Origin of the sequence: Mycoplasmopsis glycophila, assembly GCF_900660605.1 — a bacterium.
In the GTDB taxonomy this organism is placed as follows: Bacteria; Bacillota_I; Bacilli_A; order Mycoplasmatales; family Metamycoplasmataceae; genus Mycoplasmopsis; species Mycoplasmopsis glycophila.
Genome location: NZ_LR215024.1, coordinates 1 through 23,835 on the forward strand (window position 1 = coordinate 1; position 23,835 = coordinate 23,835).

General features: G+C 27.9%; 7 protein-coding genes and 2 pseudogenes. 5 read left to right on the plus strand and 4 right to left on the minus strand.

From position 1 onward, the window contains the following. Positions 1 to 1,376: pseudogene (locus tag EXC46_RS00005) on the plus strand (IS1634 family transposase); the annotation flags it as partial. A gap of 414 nt (positions 1,377 to 1,790) precedes the next feature. Here EXC46_RS00005 and EXC46_RS00010 read toward each other — a convergent pair. Next, complete coding sequence (locus EXC46_RS00010; protein ID WP_129622100.1) at positions 1,791 to 16,424, minus strand: GA module-containing protein; 14,634 nt, start codon at positions 16,422 to 16,424, stop codon at positions 1,791 to 1,793. A gap of 152 nt (positions 16,425 to 16,576) precedes the next feature. On the opposite strand from EXC46_RS00010, the pseudogene EXC46_RS00015 reads away from it, so the two are divergent. Continuing rightward, a pseudogene (locus EXC46_RS00015) lies at positions 16,577 to 17,509 on the plus strand (IS1634 family transposase); the annotation flags it as partial. Positions 17,510 to 17,991: 482 nt separating this feature from the next. Here the strand turns inward: EXC46_RS00015 and EXC46_RS00020 are convergent. From EXC46_RS00020 to EXC46_RS00030, 3 genes are read right to left on the minus strand one after another with little or no spacing between them, the layout of a single operon-like run. Beyond that, the gene (locus EXC46_RS00020; protein WP_044888961.1) at positions 17,992 to 19,029 is read right to left on the minus strand and encodes an energy-coupling factor transporter transmembrane component T family protein; all 1,038 of its coding nucleotides are present in this window, start codon (positions 19,027 to 19,029) and stop codon (positions 17,992 to 17,994) included. Further along, entirely contained in the window at positions 19,029 to 19,931 is a 903-nt protein-coding gene (locus EXC46_RS00025; protein WP_027333904.1) for an energy-coupling factor transporter ATPase, read from the minus strand. Before EXC46_RS00025 ends, EXC46_RS00020 begins: the two co-directional genes overlap by 1 nt. Next, positions 19,922 to 20,722, minus strand: coding sequence for an energy-coupling factor transporter ATPase (locus EXC46_RS00030; RefSeq protein ID WP_027333903.1), 801 nt, complete (start codon positions 20,720 to 20,722; stop codon positions 19,922 to 19,924). The genes EXC46_RS00025 and EXC46_RS00030 overlap by 10 nt, the downstream gene beginning before the upstream one ends. Positions 20,723 to 20,916: 194 nt before the next feature. On the opposite strand from EXC46_RS00030, the gene dnaX reads away from it, so the two are divergent. Genes dnaX through EXC46_RS00045 form a run of 3 tightly spaced genes read left to right on the plus strand, consistent with a single transcriptional unit; the run spans position 20,917 to position 23,819 of the window. Then, entirely contained in the window at positions 20,917 to 22,932 is a 2,016-nt protein-coding gene (dnaX, locus tag EXC46_RS00035; RefSeq protein ID WP_052353029.1) for a DNA polymerase III subunit gamma/tau, read from the plus strand. Positions 22,933 to 22,944: 12 nt separating this feature from the next. After that, entirely contained in the window at positions 22,945 to 23,232 is a 288-nt protein-coding gene (locus tag EXC46_RS00040; protein WP_027333902.1) for a YbaB/EbfC family nucleoid-associated protein, read from the plus strand. Then, entirely contained in the window at positions 23,232 to 23,819 is a 588-nt protein-coding gene (locus EXC46_RS00045) for a toprim domain-containing protein (RefSeq protein WP_027333901.1), read from the plus strand. Before EXC46_RS00040 ends, EXC46_RS00045 begins: the two co-directional genes overlap by 1 nt. Positions 23,820 to 23,835 lie beyond the last annotated feature (16 nt).

The following is a 23,835-nucleotide window of genomic DNA, read 5'->3' on the forward strand; positions in this document are numbered from 1 at the left end:
TTGCTTAACCCAACATCTGTCGAAACAAATGTAAAAAACGTTGGTATTGAACTTATTTATAAAGTAATTAAAGAACTAGATTTATTTAAAGGATTACCGAAAACTAAACACAAATCTTTAGAAGAAGTTTGGAATTTATTGTTGCAACAAGAATAATTGAACCAAGAAGTTATATTTGTCAATACAAAAACAAAAATGACTTTTTACATGAGATAGATATAAAAAAATCTTCAATTTATAACTGTTTTGATACTTTTTTAGAATATAAAAATGCAATTTTAGTCAATATTTATAACAAAATGCAAGAATTGACAACTAGAAACACAAAATTAATGCATTTTGCTAATACAACTGTTTATTTTCAAAGTTTTTCAAGAGATGGTTTGAGACAAAGAGGTTTTTCTAAAGACGGAAAGCATGATGAAGATCAAATTGTTGTGGCTATGGCAGTTGATAATAATGGCATTCCTTTTCACTATAAAGTTTTCCAAGGAAATACTGCATATTCTAAAACTCTTGTGAAATTTTTAGTCTAAATGCAAAGAATTTACAAAATAAAAGACACAATAATTGTTGCTGATAAAGGTATTAGGCAAAATGCAAATTTAAGATATTTAGAACAAAAAGGATATAAATATATAGTTCAGAAACGTATTGATATTCTTGGAAAAGAAGATAAAGAATTTATAATAAATGATCAAGGGTTTGTTCACGAAAATGATTATTTTACTAAATCTAGATTCGTCAAATCTGTTTGAGCTAAAAACAAAAATAAAAAAAGATATAGCGATACCTTTAGAAAACAATTTGTCTATTTTAGTCCTTCAAAACAAACTTTAGACAAAATAAAAAGAGAAAATCTTATTAATAAATTGGAGAAAAAGTCTATTAACGGTGAATTACCATTAAGTGCTTTGGTTCCTGAATATAAGAAAAAGTATATGGATGTAGATGGTAAAACAGTCGGAAGATTAAATATCGAAAAAATTAAAAAAGTCGCTAATGAAAATGGCTTTTATATGATTGAAACCAACATAACAAATATAGATTCAAAAGAAGCAAATGAAATATATAAGGGGCAATGAAAAGTGGAAGAAGGTTTCAGAACCTTAAAATCAGGAATCGAAGTTAGACCGATGTACGTTTATAAAAAAGAGCATATTCAATCTCATGTATTTTTATGCTTTTTATCTCTAATTGTTTTGAAATATTGCATTTATAAATTAAAGAAATTTTATAAAGATAATGGAGAGATCCAAAAACTCACAATGAATATGTTTATAGATGCATTGAAACTTATAACAATCACAACAAAGACTGTGAATGGTAAAGTTGTAAGTGAAATCAAGAATAATTTAGATCCGGAACATAATTAATTAAACAAAATATATAGTGATTTTCAATATCAGATTGATGGGCTCTCATTGTAATTTAAAAGCGCAAAAAACGAATACTCCTTATTTGTAGGTGTATTCGTTTTTTTCTTCATTACAACTTGGAAACGCAGGATAATTTTATTTGCTTTAAGCATATTGTGTATGCTAATTTTCTACTTCTTAACTAAATTGATTAACTAATTCAACCATCAAGATAGACAACTCAAATGAGTTGTCTTTTTTTGATCTCATATCGCTTAAATCTTTGAATTTTCCCCTAGGGACAGTTACCCTAATATTAGTTTAATATTTGAATCTACAAACCTTCCCTGGGGACAGTCGACCTAATATACCACTAAACTGCATAAAAAAGCTGAATATTGCTATTCAACTTTTTGTTTAGGAAATTAGTTTTTATTCTTCGTCTTTTTTCGACTTTTTAGCAATAAAGTAAATGCTAGGACCAATTCCTGCGGTAAATAATCCAAGTAAAATTCATCAGAAAATACTTAAATTATCTGCTTTTGATTTTGTTTTTAATGCTTCTTGTAGTGCACTGTAGATTACTTTGGAAGCATCTTTTTGTTCAATGCTATTAATTAAATTAATATCATTTTCACTAATTTGTGAAGCAGGTTTATTGGTAATTTTAAAGTAGTTTTTATCCTTTAATTCTTTGTTAAATTCACTATATTTATCTGAAATAATTTGATTAATTGAATTTAACGCTTCATCAAACTTACTTTGATCTTTATTAATTAATGAATTAACTAAGTTCATTTCACCGTTAGCAACTTGATTCAATTGTTCTTTTTGTAAGACTAACTGATCTTTTAATTTGCTTAATTCTTCGTGTGTAACTGCAAAATCGACTGTGTCGTTAATTGCAGCAACTAAAGCATCTTTTAGATCTTGGTAATTTTCATCAAGAACATGTGAATTACGGTAGTTAGTTAATGCATTTGTTAAGTCATTGTATTTTTTCAATCCATCAACAATCTTGTCATAATCTGGATTTGTTACGCCAGCATCAGCAAGATCTTTGATTAATTCATCTAACTCGTCATTATTTAAAGTATGGTTGCTAATGTCATCAACTAATTTCTTAATTAATTCGTTAGCTTTAGTAATGTCATCTTTAAGTTTGTCATATCAGTTTTCTTGACTTGAGTCAGCATTTATAACTTTATCTATTAATTGTTCTTTATCTGTGTTAGATAAATTAGGCTGTTCATTAATTAAATTAATTAATTCTTGTTTTTGATTGTTGATTTTTTGAGCTTCACGGAGAATTTCATCACGTTTAACTGGATCTTCTTCATTTTGAATTAGATCTTTAAAATGTTCTTTTTCTTGCTCAGAAAGATTTGGTAATTCATCAACAATGTTTTTCAAGTCATCTTTATTGTCATAAATTTGCTTGATTGCATCTTTGATTTTATCAATTGCTTCTTGAATTTCTTTAACTGTTGCACTTTCAAGGTTTTCAAGAACTTTTTTGCCATCTTCAATCGCAACATTATAAGAATTTTGTTTTTCTGGAGTCGAAGTGGTGTAAGGAGCTTTTTGGACAAACTCACTTGCTTCATTGACTAATTTTTCTAATTCCCCTGCATTTAAGCGTTTGTTTTGTTCACCATTAAGTGCTTCAAAATCTTTTTTAAGTTTTAAGTACACATCATTAGTTTCATCAAAATTAAGATTTGCACCTAATTCTTTATCCACTAATGTTGTTGCATTTGCATATGAAGCATCAAAAGTGTCTTTTAATTCTTGATCCGCATTAATATAGTTAACACTTGTGCGAGGATCAACATTATTTGCTGATTCAACCACATTTTCAATATAATCGTTTAATTTTGACATTAAATCATTCAATTCATTTGCAATTTCTTTAATGCTTTCGATTGAATCTGAAGTATCTGAGATTAAGTTACCAGCATTAATTTGATCTTTGAAATTGTCTAATTGAGCATTATTTAAGCTACTTAAATCATCTAAGTACGCTAGAGCTGATTCCTTAGCTTGATCTAAATTCTCTTGAGATTCTTGAGATAAGTTAGCAATATCTGTTTTGGTTTTAGCGATTAATTGATCAATTTGATCCTTAATTGCAGCTCAATCAATTGGTTCACTTAAATCAGAATTCAAGAATTCATCATTTTTGACAATATCTTGATCTAAAGGTTGGCGAGTTTGGATACTTGCATTTGCATATTTGTCACTATTTTGTAACTCTTTTGCTTGTTTTTGTACGTTCCGCAACTCTTCCATTTTCGACTTGATAGTATCAAATAATTCTTTTGCTTTTTCAAGTTCATCGCTGTCGCTTGCTTGATTTACAACTTCAACTAGCTTGTCTTTTTGACTTGGAGTCAAGTCAGGATTTTGAATGATTTCATTAATTAAATTATTCTTATCTTTAGCAAATTTTACATCACCATTTAATGCTTTTTTAGCCTCAATTAAACTGTTTTTGATTGTTTCAACTGCATTTTGATCCTTATTTTCTCCATTTGGAGCTACTAGATCTTTAGCAATTTTAGCAATTTGATCGTATGCATCTTTTAATTCTTGATCAGCATTATCGTATTTAACTGGATTTGCTTGCAATTCTTTTTGCACAGTTGCAATTGCATCTTTTAAAGCTTTCATTGCATCATCAAGTTTTTGAGCTTTATCTTTAATTGCTTGAGTTTGAGCAATTGAATCTTTCTCTTTTGCTTGTTTGATTAATTCTGTTTTTTGTGCATCATTAAGGTGTTGTAAGTTGTTAATAAATTCTTCAGCATCATTGTGAGCTTCGTTTAATTTTACATCACCATTTAATGCAACTTTGGCATTTTCTAGGTTTGTTGCTAATTTTTTAACAGCTTCAATATCAACTAATGCAGTTTTCTTATTAGTTTGGCTTTCATCAACTTTTGAAACTTTTGCAGCTGCAAGTAATGCATCATCATAATTCTTTTGCAATTTTTCATCCGCATTGGTATAACGAATTGATTCTTTAGTTTTGTTAACCAACTCAACTTTATATACGTCATTTAATTTTTTCATTGCCGCATCAAGTTCACGTGCTTTTGCAGTTTCTTGTGCAACCGCTTCAGGAGTTGTTTGTTTTGAAATAGTTTGTTTTAAACTATCTTTTTGAGATTGGTTTAATTCTTCTAATGAATCAATTACATTGTTTGCGTCATTGCGAACTTTTTGCATATTTTGTTCACCATTTAGAGCATCCAATGCATTTTGAACTCTATTATTTATATCTTGAATTGCTTGAGTATTAAGTAATTCATCTGCTACTGTATTTGTATCCTGTAATTTTGCTTGTAATTCTTTAGCAGTTGCAATTGCATCATCATATGCTTGACGTTTTGCTGCTTCTGAACCAGTATATTTAATATCTGCTTTGGTTGCAGCTTCTTCAGAAATATGTTTATTCAACAATTCGGTTGCTGAATCAAGAGCTGAATGATTAACATCTTTAGCTTCAACATCTGCAATTGTATTTTGCTTATCAATTGATTTTTTAGCAGCTTCTTTTTGTGCATCGCTTAAGTTATTATATTCATTGTTAACTTTTGTTTTAGCCTTAGCTTTGGCTTCTGCCAAACGTTCTTCACCATCAAGAGCTTCACGAGCTGCGATTAATTTAGCATGTTCAGCTTTAACTGTATCTAAATCAAAATCAGCTCCATTTTGAACGTTAGTATTATTCTTTTGGTTTTCAAGTTGTACATCAAAAGCTTTTTGTTTTTCGCTTAAAGCTTGTGTATAGTCAATTTCGTTTTTGATATCAGCAAAGTTTTCATTTTTATAATCTAACATCGCTTTATCTAAATCATCAGTATATTTAGTTAAATCTGCTACTTGTGATGCATCTGCAGCTTTAACATTATTTACTAAAGTAGTCTTTTGATTTTGAGTTAAGTTTGCTAAATCATTATTAATATGATCAATTAAAGCTTCTTTTGCAGCATTATCTGCCTGTGCTTGTTTTAAGATAACAACCACATCATGATCAAATTTTAATTTTGCATTATTTTCATCTTGAGCTTGAATTACTCAATCCGGATTAGTTGAATTTTCGTATTTTAAGCCTGCATTTGTTAATTTTTGTTTGTAAGCAGTTTTTTCACTGTCACTTAAATTACTTAATTGAGCTACTTGTGTTTGTGCATTTGATTTTGAATTTTCTAAATAATTTTCTAGATGACTTAAAACTTTTTCTTTAGTCAAGTTTTTATCAAATGTTTTCACAGTTTCTTTTAATGCTGCTTTTTGTTCAGCAGTTAATAATTTAAATTCATCAATTTTTGCAATTAAATCTTTATGCACACCATTTAATTGTTTGATTGCATTATTTAATGATTCAGTTTTAGCTTGTGCATCTTGATCTAAAGTTGCCAAATTAGTTAAATTATTTTGATCAAATTGAGTATTTTGGACATTACTTAGCAATTGATCTGCTTGAGTAATAGCGTTATTTAATGCATCTTGCTCATTTTGTGATTCTAAAAGATAAATTGGTTGATTTTTAACTTCATTTGCATCAGTTAATTTTGCTTTTAATTCAGTCAATTTAGTATTCAAGTCAGACGCGTTTTGTTTGATTGTTTGTGCATCAGCTAAAGAATTTTGAGCTTCAACTAGAGTTTTAAGTTGTGTTTGTTGCTCTGTACTTAAATTGTTTAACTTCTCGATAGCTTGAGCAATTTCCAAATTCTTTTCAATTCCATTTAAAGCTTCTTTTGCTTGTTGAGCTTTTTCAACTAATTCTTGCAATGCAGCTAAATCATTTGCGTGACTTTGATCATTAATTTCATTAGCTAAATCAGTCAATTTATCATCATAACTTGTTTTGAATTCATCTTCAGATAAAGGATAATCGATTGTATTTTTGTAATTGTCCAATTCAATTTTTAATGCATCCGCTTTTGCTTTAAGCTCATCATAATCACGAGCTTCCTCAAGAATTTGATTAATTGTAGCTTCATCTTGAGCATTCTCAATACGAGCTTTATAAGCATCTTTTTGGTTTTGATTAATTGAATTTAATTGGTCAATTAAGTTTTTATAACCTTGTTTTTTAGCTTTATCTAAGATTTTGTCCAATTTGTCTTGAGCACTTGGATTTTGGTCAGTGTCAGTAAATTCAACTTCTTTAACTTGTTTAACATAATCTTTTAATTGTTCTTCAGTTAAATCAGTTAATTTTTTTAATTTGGCAATTGTATCTGCTTTAGCTTGATTGTACTCATTCGCTTTAGCAACAATTGCGTCAATTAATTGAGCTTTGTTTGCATCAGTATTTGAAACATTATTAATTTCATTGCTTAATTTTTGCACTTCAGTAGGGTTTAAATTATCTAATGCTTTAACAGCGAAAATCGCTTTATTTTTAAGTCCATCAAGATTTGTAAATGCTTCTTTAACACTTCCTAAAGTTGTATTATCTGCAATTAAGGTTGTTAAACTAGGATTTGCACTACCATTATTTTGACTTGAGTTAATTAATTCTTTTGCAGCAGCAAAAACATCATCATAGTGTTGTTTTGCAGGATTAGAAGCAAATTTATAATCATATAAATTAGCAACATCTTTATCAGTAAATTCTTTAACAATGTCTTTTAATGACTTCATATTAGTATTAACACTTGCATCATCATTAAATGCGTTTTGTGCTGTATTTAAGTCATTTGCGTCTTGAATTGCTCTAATTAAATCTTGTTTTTGTTTTGGATTTAAGTGTTCATAAGCTGTATCAATTTGATTAATTAAATCTTGTTTTTGAGCTTTAAGTACAATCGCATCTAATGCGTTTGCACTATCTTCAGTAATTGAAACCGGATTTGCATTCGCATTAATTTCAACAACTGTATTTTTAATTTCATTAATTAAAGCTTGTTTTTCTGAAACAGGTTTAGCATCTGAAGTATCATCACTTAAGTTGCTTAAACCATTAATTTGATTAATACGTTCTTGTTTAGCAGTGTTAATTGCACTTGCTTGGTCAATTACTTTAGAAATTTGAGTTACATAATCACTATCCAATAAATTAATCGCATCTAATTTTTCATTTAATTTTTCAATTTCACTCTTATTTAGATTTTCAAATTGAGTTTTATCGTTAATTTTTTCTTTAGCTACAACAATTTCGCCATCTAATTTTGCAAACAAGTTTTCTAAACTGTTATTGGTATTAACATTAGCGATAAAAGTTCCTAAAGTATTTTTACCATTGTTTGTAATTGAAGTTAATAAATCTTTAGCTGCGTCTAATTGTGCATCAAAAGCATCTTTAGTTATCGCAGTTGCCTTTGAGTATTTTTTATTTTGATCTTGTTGAACTTTTGCTTCAATTGCAGGAATTACTTCATCTTTAAGTTTTTTCATTTTTTCATTTAATTCTGAGTATGAATTAAATGCTTCTTGAGATTCTGCAATTGTTGTTTTAGAATCAATTAAGTTTTTTAAATCATCTTTTTGTTTTGGATTTAAGTAAGCGTAAGTACCATCAATTTGATTTTTCAATCCTTTTTTTGTTGCATCAAGAACAATATTTTCGAATTTTTGGTCATTATTTTCTTCACTACTATCAAATTTTGTGTCTTTGATTCGATTAATATAATCTTGTTTTTCTTTTTCGCTTAAGCCGGGTGTTTGATTAATTCGATCAATGTATTCTTCTTTTTTATCATTTGCATTTTTAGATTTTTCTTTGATAGTTTCAACTTCTTCTGGAGTATTAACTTGATCGATTTGATTTTTATACTCATTCTTTTCGGTTTTAGAAAGATTGTTTAGATTATCAACAGCATTTTTAGCTGCATCTTTCTTAATATCAACTAAAGCTGTATCTAAAGCACTAATTAATTGATCTACTTGAGTTGCATCAGCATTTGCCGGAATTGAAACTCCATTATTTGCAGGTTGGTTATTAATAACTTTTTTTGCGTTTTCTAATGCATTTTCGTATGCTTTTTTAACACCTTCAGAAACATTTTGGTATGCGTCTAAAGCTTTATTTGTAGACTCTTCAGCAACTTTATCTTTTAATTGCTTCATTTTTTCATCAAGAGTTTTAGCTTTTTCAAGCACACTTTGAGCTTGTGAATGTAATGAATCTTTAACTTCTTGCACTAAAGCATCTTTTTGTGATTGATTTAAGTTACTTAAGTTTTGAATTTCGGCAATTTTAGCTTGTTTTTCTTGATTCTGTTGACTAGCTTTATTTAACACAGCTTGAACATTGTCATCAAATTTTGTATCTGAATTTGTAGCAGTTGAATTTAAAGTAGCATTTGTTATTTCATTTTTAAGAGCTTTTAAGTCTGCATCTGATAAATTAGGATAATTTTGCTTTCTTAGTTTAGAAGTTGCATTATTTTTAGCAAGTTCTAAACCTTTATCTAAAACCGTTCTCTTATCAACATCTTGTGGATTTTTCTTAAAGTTTGGATCATCAATCATTCTATTTAAGGTATTAAAGTCATTATCGGTTAATAAGTTTCATTTATCTTTCAATGACTCTTTAAACGCGTGACGGTAACCATCTAATTTGTCAATTTCACCTTGTAAATTAGTTACTTTAGTTGCGATTTCAGTTTTCTTAGTTTCAATTGCAGTATCGTCTAAAGTAGTTAAATTAGTATCTTGATATGCTTTTAATTCTTCTTTAGCTGTATTAATTGCTTTATCAAACTTATTTTTCTTGGCATCTGAATCTAAAGTATAAAATTCTTGATTTTTTGTATTTTCAGCTTCTAAAATCTTATCTTTAAGATTTTTAATTGCTTCATTTAAACTTTCGGCGTTAGTTGCTAATTTTTCAGCTTCAGAGTAATTATCAAGAGTCTTAATTTTTTCTTTAAGTTCATTTCTACGTGTTTCATTAATATTGCTTAATTGATCAACTCGATTATCTAAAGCTGTATGTTTTTGATCGCCATTTAATGCATCCGCAGCATCTTGTATTTCTTTTTTAGCCGCTTTGATTTGTTCTGCGGTTGCATCTTTTGAAGCGATTAAATCTTTTAGAGCTTTAAGTTTTTCATCAAAAGCAGTTTTAAGATCATCATCAGCTCATTTGTAGTTAATAGTGTCCTTACTATTTTCTTTAGCGGTAATTTCATTTTTCGCTTCAGGAATTGCATTATTTAAGTCATTAGCTTTTTTCTCAATATCCGCAACGCCACCAGTCGTACCTTCTTTAATCTGTTTTTCTAATTCTAATTTTTGATCAGGAGTTAAATTAGTTAATTTTTTAATACGATCAATTGCGTCTTGTTTTGTTTTTTGAGCCGCTTTAGCTTGTTCAATAATTGATTTTAAATTACTATCTGGAGCACTTGCTACACCTTTAGATGCATTAGTTAGAGCATCAGTATAAGTTTTCTTATCTGCGTTACTTAAGTTATCTAAAGCATTAACAATTTCTTTTGCTTTTTCTTTAGCTTTATTAAATGCATCACTTAAAATCTGATTTGCTTGATTTGAATCTGGATTAGTTTGATCTAAAGCATCGATTCGTTCAATGTAAGATTTTTTCTCTTCTTCAGAAATTAAATTAGTACTGTAAGCATTAATTTCATCTCTGAGAGCTTGTTTTTTACCGTCTAATTTCTTAATTTCATCATCAAGAGTTTTAATATCTGCTTGAACTTCTTTAGCTTTTTCAAGAATTTGCTCAACACTTAAGTGACCTAAGTTAACTTTTAAGTGCTCATCTAATTTAGTTTCAGATTCAGTTATTGCATTATCAAAAGCTGATTTTTTATCAGTTGTATCACTTGAGTAAATTGAATCCTGTTTTGTATTTTTAGCTTCTTCAATTTTAGCTTTTAAGTCGCCAATTGCTTTATTTAATTCTTTAGCTTTTTCAAGAATTTGATTTGCTTTTTCTTGTGTATCGGCATTTGTTACTAAATTCTTAATTTGTTCTTTTTGATTATCAGTTAAATTATTTAATTTATCGATTTCCTTTTCGATTTCATTTAATTTAGTATCACCATTAAGAGCATTAAATGCTGCTTTTAAGGAAGTTTTGGCATCGTCAATTTCACTCTTAGTTACATTTACTTTAGCAATTAAACCTTGAACTTTAGTTAATTCTGTTTCATAAGTATTTTTTAGTTTTGTATCTGCTAATTCATATTTATTTGCAGTTTTGTTTGCAGCAAACATATTTTGAATAGTTAAAGCATTATTTTCACTTAATACCTTAAGCTCTCTGAATACTTCTTCATTTAACAATCGAATTGCATTATCTAATTTAGTAGCTTCGTTTTTGATTGATTCACTTTGAGAAACAACTTGAGCCTTAACTTTGTTTTTTAACCGATCTTTTTGAGCTTGAGTTAAATTATTCAGAGCTTGAATTGCATCAATTGCATTTTGTTTGGTTTTATTATCTTGAGCAGCTTGATTAACAAAGTCTTTAAGTTTTTTGTCGTATTTTTGATCTGCTGTTTTTGTTATTGAACCTGAATCGATAAATCCTTTATAAGTATTTATTTCTGAAGCACTTAAATTTGGATAAATATCTGAAGTAATTTTGGTTTTAGCAGTCTCTTTTGCTCAGCGAAGACCTTCACCTAAGATCGCATTAACTTCATCATCAGTAGGTTTTTTACTTTTACTATCAACCTTATCTTGTAAATCTTTAACTTGCTTTGGAGTTAAATATTCTCAGTTATCTAATGATTTTTTAACTTTGTTTCTGTATCCGTCTAAATCTTCAATAGCATTATTTAAAGTTGTTGTTTTTGTTGCTACCTCAGTAGCTTTAGTTTCAATTGCAGATGCATTTAAAGAACTTAAACTTTTACCTTGTAAAGTTGCTAATTCTGATTTTGCATTACCTAAGGCACTGTCAAAAGTTCCTTGGTTGGCAGTTGTATCTTCAGTATATGCTTCAGTAGCTTTAGCACGCTCTGCTTCGGTTATTTTTTCTTTAAATTCTCCAATTTTATCGTTAAGTAATTTACCTTTTTCGTAAATGGTTTGAGCATCAGTTTTTGAATTAGCTGCATCAACTAAATCTTTAAGATCTTGTTTTTGAGTTGCTGATAAATGAGATAATTGTTCGATTTTTGAATGTAAATCGCTTCTATTTTCATTACCATTTAATGCTGTGTATGCAGTATTTAAAGCACTTAAAATTCCATTTACTTCACTTTGATTTTTATTTTCTCCGCTTGTTTTATTTAAAAGATCTTGAGCATTTTTTAAAGCTTGATCATAAGCTGATTGTTTATTTAGATCAGAAAGTTTATAATGAATTGCTGTTTTTGTACTCTTATTTTGATCATCATTTAATGAATTATTAGGAATAAGAACTTTTAATTCTTCAATAACTTTGTTATGCAAGTTTTTCATTGCTCCATTTAAGTTTTGAGCAGTAGTAAAGACTGTGTTTGCTTCTGTTAATGTTGTTTTAGCACGAATCTTGTCGACAACAGCTTGAATTTGATTGTTATTTAAGTATGAATATTCTGTTTTTACAGTATTTGATAATTCTCAAATTTTAGCTTTTTCGTTAATAGATTCTAAAGCAGTAATTGAATCGGCAGAATTTGCCTCGCTTTTCAAAGTTGTTTTTTCACTTTGAATTAAATGTGAGCTATCATTGATGTATTTAATAACCTCAAGTCTTTTTTGTTCAAGAAGAGTTAAAAATCCATTAATTGTCGCAGGCTTAATATCTGATTTAATTTTTTCATCTGTTGGTAAATAATCAAATTTAGAATCTGTTGAAACTAATTGATAGTTAAAACCGACGGTTCCATCAGTGTCATTTTTGTTGAAATTGGTGTTAATTACGTTTGCGTTACTATTATTTGCCAAATCATTTGTAATTCTTGATTCTGTAATTCGCGAAGGTAATGTTGATTTTTTACTTGTATAATCAAAAGTTAAATTAATTGCATTTAATCTTGCTTTTTCAGCGGTAATTTCATTTCCATCAAGATTGTTATAAGCAGTTACAATAGTAGATTTTAATTCATTATATTCGCGGATATAATTTTCAATAAAGTTTGTGTAATTTGTCGGAATTAAAGTTGGTTGTTCCAATTTATTTTTAGATGCATTTAATTTAGCGTTAATGCTTGTTAAAGCAGAATCAAAGGCAGATTTTCTTGCTTTTGATCCATCAGTATAATCAGAATTTGATTTAGCTGAATTATATGTATTAATTAAAGTTAAATCAGTTGTGCCAAAATCATCATTTAATTTTTTTGCTTTTTCATAAATTGCTTGTCTTTGATTTGGATCTGCTGGTTTGATTTGATTGATTATAAGATTTTGTAAATTCTCAGTTAAATAGTTTAATCTTTTTATTTTATTAATAAAACTATCACCATCTAGGGCATTATAAGCATTAGTTAAATCACTTTGAAGTTTAGTAATTTTTGAAGCATCAACGACACTTGATTTGCCACTTACTAATGAATCAGCAACCATTTTATAAGCATTAAAATCACGTTTTTTATCTGGAGAAGCAAAATTATATTTATCTGTATGAGTATTTAAATTAGTTACATAATTTTTTAAATTTTGTGTCGCATCATTTACATTGTTAATAGATTTTTTATATTCATCAACTGCGTTTTGATCGGCAAAATTTTTAGAAAGAATATCATTTTTAAATGCATCTTTCTGTTTTTGAGTTAAAACATTATTTTTACCATTTAATGTGTTTGATTCTAAATAATCAATTAATTGTTTATGATAATTATTTTGTTTTTCTAATTCATCTACAATAGTTTTTAAATTTTTGTCATTTCCAAAATAAACTCAACTATCCTGAGCGTTATCAGTTTTGTTTTTATAAAGCTGAGCACTATCAATATTATTTAAAGCAGTATTTTTTAATGTTTGTGAAACATAAGAAAAACCATTTATTTTTTCTTTTGCTTTTGTTTTTGCTTGAGTAAATGCTTCTTCAATTAATGTAGTTAATTGATCATTAATTGTCTTTCTATTATCAATTAATTGATAATTTGATTCAGAATAAACAAAGTTTTTATCTGTTGGTATTCTTTGAATAAATGATTGTTTTACAGAACTATCTAAATAAGTAAATGAATTAATATCAGTTGTAAATTGATTTTTATTTCCATTTAATTCTAGAATTTTATCAATTCAATTAGTTTTTAACTTACTTGCATTTTGTGTTTTAAAAGTATCCAAATTACCTTGTGAATAAAAAGCATAAGATGTATCATTTGATACATTATTGCTGTTCTGCAATTTTGTAACAAAATTGGTATATCAAGCATTATCAATGGTTGGTTTACTACTTGTTTTACCATACACCAATTTATCATTTTTAATATTTTCAATAATTGGTTGAATCTTTTGAATTTCATCATATAAAGTGGATAAAGCTTTTATTTTGTTTAAAATTGTGTTTTTATTACTTTTATATTGTATATTATTAGCCGGAACAAAAGTAGTTATATCATAGGGAGTGTTATATCTTGAAAGTGCAGAATTAATTGCATCAATTATAAATTTAGTACCTTGTATGTAATTATAATTACTTCAATTCTTATTAGTAATACTTTGACTATTTAAAGCATTAATGAATTCATTTTCTAAATTATTTTTACCTGTTTGTTTTATTTTAGTAATAACATCATTTACATCTGATATATATTTTGTAACTTCAGTCTCAGTTTGTAAAGTAACTTTTGAATCATCATTTCTATCTACCGCTGCACTATTTAAGTTTAGTTCTGATTGTAAATCATATGTTTTTGCTGTAGAAGGGTTGCTACTTCATCCTTCAATTTCTAATAATTTTAAAGCCGGTCCTTTAGCTTCTCTTTGATCTGCAAAAGCAAAAAGAACTTTATTGCTAATTTCACTATTTCAATCCGTTTTATCTGTTGTGCTTAGAACTAAGTTTCTTAATTCAGCTCTTTTTGCTTCCGCTTGACCTTGTAAATTATTTAAATTAGAAATTTCTTCCTTGAAATATTTAAATCATTTAGGACTATTGAAAGAATATGTGGTTTTATCAAAGTTTTCGTTTTGCTCAATTTGTGATAATAAATGATTAATTTGTTTAATAGTTAATCATTTATTTTTTGTTCTGTCATTTGCAAATCTTTTTAGTTTTTCATAATCTGTTAAATCATAGCTAATTTCATTAAAATTAAGGTATCCATCATGATCTGTTGTATTAAAAGAGAAAATATTTGGATTTGGAGATAAATAAGAATTTTCAGAAACAATTTTTCATTTTTTATTGTCTTCAGAATTTACAAAACTAGTTTTAAGTTTTAAATTATTTATGTTTGAATATTGAGTTAAAGAATCAACATTATTTTTTGTTTTATATTCTGCAAGAATTTTGTCTTGATTTATTACTTCATTATACTTTGATTTATTCACTGAATGAATTAGTCTTTCAGATCCATTATTATATTGAATTAAGGACAAAGTAGTATTAGGCAATTTATCATTGTCTAAAAGATATTCGCTTTTAACCAATTTTTCAGTGGTATTGAATTTAATATTTTGATATGCTTGACGATCTGCCATTTTCATAAATGAACCAAATTGTCTATCAGCTCAACCACTTGATTCATATTTAAATTGTCCAAATCCAATATATGTTTTTTTAGATGAAGAATCTCTTGTAAAAGGACTGGCATTATTTCCACTACGTACGCCATTAACATCGATTGTATTTGGATTTCTTTTTACTGTAAATTCTAATTGTAATGATGGTGTAAAACCTGCTGTGCTTTCATCTTCAGATTTTATTTCCAAAATTAATAATGAACCTGCATTATTATTAAGAGAATCATAGATATAGTTATTATTATCTTTATATTGTTTTTGATATAAACCTAATTTATATTGGTCTCCATTATATGCTACTGGAGCATATTTTCAATCACCAGATAATGCTGGTTCATCATGAATAATCATGTTAGCAATTTTTCTTTTTCTGAAATAATCGTTAGCAACACCACCTCATAATATACCGTATTGATCAGTAATCTTTTGATTTATTTCTTTTGGAAAAGATTTATAAAAAGATCCATAATGCATGGAATTTAATCAAGTTTTACCTGTTGTATATCTTTTCTTATCAGAAACATAATATCTAGTAAATTCAGCATATTCATTATTTTTATTAGAATTATAAAATTTAAATCCTGAATGATTATCACCTGCTTTAAATTCACCTGTGTAATCATAAGATTTGGAAATTCAAGGATTTATTCTATATTTGTACTCTTCTTTTCCATATCATGTTTCAGAATTTGTTCCGTCTTTTACATCATTTACATCATATTTTTCATCAACGGAAATATTATAAGTTCTAACATTTGATGGATTAGCAATCACTTCTTGAAAAGGATCGTTTGTATTTCTAGTTGAAACAATAGCTTTAATATTTCCAGTTAAAATTAAATCTTCTGAAATTCAAAGTCCTACTAAAAATTTTCTATCATCAGATCTTAATTTATCAACATTGAATCCAACCCTAAAAGATTTTGTATCATTAACTGAATCTCATCCATCTCCATTAAAAAATGAAGAATCTTTATTATTGTTTTTTTCTCAATAGTATCTTGTATTAATCGTGCTGTCATTAAGAATTAAAGAGGGATTTAATAAATCTCATGCTGGATTATAATTATTCCCATATTTATCACTTTTTTCTTTATTCGTATTATAGTCATACAATCTATATCAATTATTTCTATTATTGATATAGTATTTAGATTTATGATATCCAGATTCATTTTTACTGTAACTTGGATTTGCTCCAATGTAAATAGGTGCTTTTTTCTGTCCTGCGGCTCATCCTTCAAAAAACATACCTTCAATGGTATTGTAATTAGTATAAATACCATCGTCTTGCACTTTGTTATATTGACTATAACTCATGTATTTACTATCAACTACCTCTGAACTTACTGTTGTATTAATTAGAGAAATAGGTAAAAAGAAAAGAGGTAAAGATCCACTTGTAGCACTAACTGTTAATAACATTTTTTTAATCTTTTTTCTATTTTTCATAACATACCGCCTTATATATATAAGTATAAATTGTATAGTAATTATTATGAAATTATGAAAAAATTAAAACTTTTTTAAAAATTGCATCAATTTCAGGTTTGACATTAATTTCTGTGGCATTTGTTGCTTCTTGTGAAAATTCTAAACAAAATGCAGATTCTAAAACTCTTGTGAAATTTTTAGTCGAAATGCAAAGAATTTACAAAATAAAAGACACAATAATTGTTGCTGATAAAGGTATTATTTAAAATGGAAATTTAAGATATTTAGAACAAAAAGGATATAAATATATAGTCCAGAAACGTACTAATATTCTCGGAAAAGAAGATAAAGCATTTATAGTAAATGATCAAGGTTTTGTTCAAGAAAATGATTATTTTGCTAAATCTAGATTGGTCCAATCTGTTTGAACTAAAAACAAAAATAAAAAAAGATATAGCGATATTTTTAGAAAACAATTTGTCTATTTTTAGCTCTTCAAAACAAACTTTAGACAAAACAAAAAGACAAAATCTTATTAATAAATTTGAGAAAAAGTCTATTAACGGTGAATTGCCATTAAGTGCTTTGGTTCCTGAATATAAGAAAAAGTATATGCATGTAGATGGTAAAACAGTCGGAAGATTAAATATCGAAAAAATTAAAAAAGTCGCTAATGAAGATGGTTTTTATATGATTGAAACCAACATAACAAATATAGATTCAAAAGAAGCAAATGAAATATATAAGGGACAATGAAAAGTAGAAGAAGGTTTTAGAACTTTAAAATCAGCAATCGAAGTTAGACCGATGTACGTCTATAAAGACGAGCATATTCAATCTCATGTATTTTTATGCTTTTTATCTCTAATTGTTTTGAAATATTGCATTTATAAATTAAAGAAATTTTATAAAGATAATGGAGAGATCCAAAAAAAATCACAATGAATATGTTTATAGATGCATTGAAACTTATAACAATCACAACAAAAACTGTTAATGGTAAAGTTGTAATTGAAATCAAGAATAATTTAGACCCGGAACATAAGGAATTAAACAAAATATATAGTGGTTTTCAATATGTAGTGGATGGTGTATCATTGTAATTTAAAAGTACAAAAAAAGAATACGCTTTATTTGTAGTCGTATTCGTTTTTTCTTCATGACGACTTGGAAACACAGGTTTTATAATTGATATGGTGTAACTATTCTCAAAAACACCACAAAAAAATTTTAAATAATTTTTAAAAAACACAAAAAGCGTGGAATAAAACCATGCTTTTTTTCTTTTGTTTTTCAATTTTTTTCGTTGCAATGCAAATTACAATCGAGCACTCAATGCTTATTTGCCTTTAACACAAAAGTGTTGAGTTTTTATTTTTTGTTATTCGGAAAGTCATTAAAGAGAAGCGATAAAATAGCCTAATTAATTAATCCGACATTCCCTATTAATAGCACAAAAAACACCCTTTTTCATTTAAGAAAATAGGGTGAATTTTCGTTGTGCTGCAAGTTATACTCTGTCACGAATAGAATACAAAAATAGGGCTATTCGTTTTTATTTATAAATTTTCGAATCATCTTTCTTTTAAACTATTTTAAAGTATAAAAGAATTGTTTTAGCAGAGTTAGATAGATCTAATAGCTTTGCTGTTCACTCATAGTGTCTTCAGAAATAAATTGAAACAACCATGTAAGTGATTAAAAGTAAAATTACTAAAACAACAACAAAATCAAATCATTGAAACTTAAGCAATCTATACTTTGTTCTCGATTGATAAGGGTCGTATCCTCTTGTTTCCATAGAGTTCGATAAATCCTCAGCTTTAGCAAAACTAGAAACGAATAAAGGAATAATTAAAGTTGTAAAAGCAACAATTTTATCCTTCAATTTTCCATTTTTAAAATCCACCCCTCTTGATGATTGTGCCTTCATAATTCTGCTTGATTCATCTAATAATGTAGGGATAAAACGAAGTGCTATCGAAATAATCATCGCTACGATGTGGACAGGCAATTTAATAAGCTTAAATGGATATAAAACATCTTCGATTGATTTAGTAAGTAAAATTGGACGAGTTGTATTTGTAAGAATTGACATAACCAAAATCATTGTGTAAATTCTAAAAAATAAAGCTAATGAACGATTTGCTGAAAGTCATGAGATCCCCACATAATTTTTAAATCCAGCTGTTTCACTTGATAAATTAGCTATTTCGGGGTAACTAAGATTAAGTTTTTTGTAAATATGCACTAACTGATTTATTTTGGCTTGATTTGCAGTTTGTTCAATAATTGTACCTTTAGAGGCAAAAAAAGGCACAAAATGTGTCGGAAAGTAATTGTACTCCACAACTGCCTTTAAATCCAAAGTATAAATGTTAATTAAGAAAATAACAATAGTAATAACTAAAGGTAATTTCATCATTCTAAAGGTATTTCGAGGTCTTTTTGTTACGAAAATGTGAATTAAAATTAAAGGAACTAGGAGAATTAAAATATCAAAAAAAGAAGAGACAAAGAAAACTAAAATAATATAAACTAAAGTGATTAATAACTTAAGACGAGGGTCAATTTTGTAAATAAATTGATTACCAGGGATATATCTACCGAAAATGCTATTCATTATTTACCCCTCTCTTTTCTAATTCGATTAATTTCATCAACTAATTCTTCCATTGAGTGAATTTCACCAATTGGTAAGCCACGTTCACGTAGTTCATGTACAAATTCTAAAATTTTTGGGGGTTGTAGATTATTGTCTTTAAGTAACTTTACATCATTTAAAACTTGATAAGGACTACCATCAAGTATTAATTCACCTTTTTTAAATAAGAGAACTCGATGACTTCTTTCAAGAATTTTATCAAGGTCATGTGAAACATTAATAATTGTTTTACCTTTCTTATTAAGGTCTGTGAGTATATCTAAAATTTCAACTACACCTTGTGGATCTAATCCGGAGGTAGGTTCATCAACAATTAGAAAATCAGGATCCATCGCTAAAAGTCCAGCTAGAGCAACTCTTCTTTTTTGACCACCCGAAAGTTCAAAAGGACTACGTTCAAGATATTCGCTTTTTAAGCCAACAAGCTCAAGAGCTTCTTCAGCTTTTTTGTAAGCTTCTTCTTTGCTCATTCCATAAGCAATTGGGCCAAAAGCAATATCTTCTTTAATTGTTGCTTTAAATAACTGATATTCAGCAAATTGAAAGGCGATACCAATTCTTTTTCTAATTGGACGTACTTTTTTAATCTTATTTTTTTTAGAATTGTAAACTTCACTAACAAGTTCTTTTTCTTTAGTTTTTGGGTTTGTATCAAAAAAGATTCATTCTATTTCCCCGATAGTAGGTCTTAAAAGACCATTTAAGTGTTCAATAAATGTTGTTTTACCGCTTCCTGTTGATCCAATTATTCCAACATATTCACCATCTTTAAATTCTGCCGAAACATCTTTTAAAGCCGTAAATTCTCACGGAGATTTAGGACTAAAGGTATGAGTAATATTTTTTACTTTTATTTGCATATCTCTTCAATTAACTCCTCTTTGTTGTATGTTGGATCAATTCCGTCAATCATTGAACTCAATTTGTAAATAAAAGGTGAATCTATTTTAGCAACTTCAATAACTTCTTTGTTTTTTAATATTTCTTTAGGTGAACCTTGAGCCACAAGTTCTCCGCCCGCAAACACAAGGCAACGATCAGCAAGAATTGCTTCATCCATGTTATGTGTAATCGAAATTAATGTTTTATTTTTTGATGCTTTAATTTCTTCGATAATTTTAATTACTTCAGTTTTACCTTTCGGATCTAACATAGAGGTAATTTCATCAAAGATAATTACATCAGGGTTTAAAGCTAAAACACTCGCGATCGCAACTCTTTGTTTTTGACCACCAGAAAGTGATTGAGGTTCTCTTTCCAAATAATCAAGCATATCAACTCTTTTAGCAAATTCATAAACTCTTTCCTTCATAGTTTCACGATCGAAAAGTTTATTTTCTAAACCAAAAGCAATGTCATCTTCAACACTTGAACCAATAAACTGGTTATCAGGGTTTTGAAAAATAATTCCGATTTTGTTACGGACTTCTTTGAGAGTTTTTTTGGTATAAAGAATATTATCAATTGAAAGTGAGCCTTCTTGCGGTTTGAGCAATGCGACAAGAATTTTTGATAGCGTACTTTTCCCACTACCATTGTGCCCTAGTATCGCAACATATTCCCCTTTTTTGATTTCAAAAGACACATTTTTCAATGCGTATTTTGGAGAATTTGGGTTATATTTAAAAGAAATATTATCTACTTTAATCATATTTATAATTTTATTAAAATATCAATTTTAATTAAATTTTTATTTTAAAAACATATTTTTAATAATTTTATTAGCAACCTTAAAAATGAAAACCAAGAAATCTTATCATTCATTTTTAAATTAAAATTTGTATTTTCAGTATAAAGAACTTTTTTTAATTATAATAATTAAAATAGAATAAAGGAAAATCAAAAATGAGCTACAAAACACTTTATAGAAAATACCGCCCAGTGAATTTTAATGATGTTGTTGGACAAGAACACATTGTTCAAACTTTAAAAAATATTATTGAAACCAGAAAAATTTCGCATGCATATTTATTTAGTGGTCCAAAAGGGACAGGAAAAACCTCTTTAGCCAAAATTTTCTCAAATGTAGTTAATTGTATGCATTCAGAGGAAATTACTGAAATTTGTAAAAATTGCTTACAAAATATCAATGATTCTATCGATATTATCGAAATGGATGCGGCATCAAATAATGGTGTGGACGAAATTAGAGATTTAAAAGAAAAAATCGAGCAATCACCACTACGTTCAAGATATAAAATTTACATTATTGATGAAGCTCATATGCTTACTAAAAATGCTTTTAATGCTCTTTTAAAAACTTTAGAAGAACCTCCGAAGCACGTGATTTTCATTCTAGCAACGACAGATCCACATAAAATTCCGGTCACAATTTTATCTAGAGTACAGAGATTTAATTTTAAAAGAATTACTGAACCGGAAATTGTAAAACATTTAGAACTTATTTTAAGAAAAGAAGGGATAGAGTACGAAAGCAAGGCTCTTAAAAATATTGCTACCCTATCTTCGGGCGGAATGAGAGACGCTCTTTCGATAACTGATCAAATTAGTGTTTTTGGAAGTGGAAAAGTAACTGAAGAATTAATTCAAGAGCACTACGGAATACTCAGTTTAAATGAAATTATTGTTTTTCTCAATGAACTTGTAAAGTGTAATGCTGATTATGTTTTAAATAAAATTGTCGACTTCAATAACAAAGGAATTGATCTTAATCAATTTTTATTAAATTTAATTAAAGCCAACAAAGAATGAATAATTGCTTATAAAACTAATGATCCAAAACTCATAGAATATATCACAATTGACAAGCTTAAAGAAATCGAATACCCTTCATTTGAGATTGCGTTTTTACTTTCTGGTTGTTTTTTTGAAATTATGGTCGAAATTAGTAGAAGTGACTACCCATTTGATATTTTAGAAATCGGTATGATGAAAATTATTAATCGAATAATCGAAAGAAATAATGTAGTCATCCAACCTATAAAACAAGAACAAAAAGTACAAGTAGCTACTCAAGTGGTGAAAGCGGAAGAAAAGCAAAACATTGAAAGTGTAAAAGTTCCAGAAAAAGAAGTTGAGCAAACTCCACAAAATCAAAAAGAATCAAGTTTAAATACATTAGTCACTAATATTGCTCCTGAACAAAAAGCGAGTGATTTACCTATGTATAAGGCTAATTTAGAAAAAGAAGTATCAAATAAAATTGAACTTGAAGTTCCTGTGGCCAAAAATGAAGAATATATTTTTAATAGCAATCCAGAAGAATATAAGCAAATGACAAAGGAAATTCTAATTCATGATAGCACAGATACCGAAGAGGCTATGCTTGAAAAGAAAAAGCCAGTTGATATCACTGTTGATGAAATTATGCTCGATATGAATGAAGGTATCTCAAGCCCAATTGAAGAAGAATATTCTTTAGAATATGTTGCAAAACTTTTAACAAACAATTTTAAGGAAGAAAAAAATCGACAAAAATCAGTTGTAAGAATCCAAGAAATTCAAAGAAAAATTAAAATGCTTAAAAACTCAGATGAAGAGCAAGTGCAAGAGGTTTTAAGATTTCTCAAAGGAACTGAAATTATTGACGTAGGTCAAACATACATCATTATTATTGCTAACGATGAAAAAGTGCACTCTTTAAATATGAATAAATATAACCAATCTTTACAAGGTTTCTTTAAGAATATTTTTGGTAAATACTTAAACATCATAGCGATTACAACTGAAGAAAAAGACATTTTGAAAAATTATTTCATAAAATGAAAATCAAATAATTTTGCAGATTTTAAAGAGGTTGATGAGCCTAAAGAACTCAAAGTGTTAAAAAGCGATGTAGATCCAGAAACCCAAACGGCATATGATATCTTTGGATCTCAAATCAAATTAGTTAAAGAATAAAAGGAGAAAATTATGAACCCAGAAATGATTAAAAGATTAAAAAGAATGCAAGACGAAATGGAGAAAAAGCAAAAAGAAATCGAAGCTAAAGAGTTTGTTGTCGAAAAACAAGGTATTAAAGTTATCATGTTAGGTAACTTTTTGGTAAAACAAATTATTGTTGATGAAGCTTTAGTAGACCCAGAAGATAAAGATATTTTAGAAGACCTTATTGTAATTGCAATCAATGAAGGTATTGATTTAATCAAAGAAGAACAAGCTAAAGCAATGCCACAAATGCCATCAGGTTTCGGATTTTAATGTTTAAATCTGATCTTATCGAAAATTTTATTGATCAAGCCAAAAAAATACCTGGAATTAGTAAAAAACAAGCAGAAAAAATAGTGCTTTGAATTCTAAATTCAGACACACAAAAAGTTTTTGATATTTCGAACTTAATGAAGAAAATCAAAGAGAACATTAAGTTCTGCCCTTTATGTGGTAATGCAGTCGAAGATATCGAAAATTGTGCTATTTGTCACGACCCACAACGTGACAATATTTTATTAGTTGTCGAAAATGTTGGAATTATTGAAAAAATCGAACGAGCAAAATTTTATTATGGAAAGTATTTTGTGTTTAAACAACTAATTAAAACAGAAAATGATTTAAGTAAAATACAAAACGAAATTGATCGTTTAGTAAGTTATTCTACCAATTTTAATGAAATTATTTTAGGAATTTCTCCTACTTTAGAAGGAGAAATTACTAACAACATTTTAAGAAAAAAAATACGCGAAAAGCAACTTGAAGTTAGTCAATTAGCAATAGGGCTACCACTAGGTTCTTCGTTAGATTACATTGATGATATTACACTTAAGTTATCATTAATTCACAGAAGTAAATAAAATTAAGAGAAGGAGA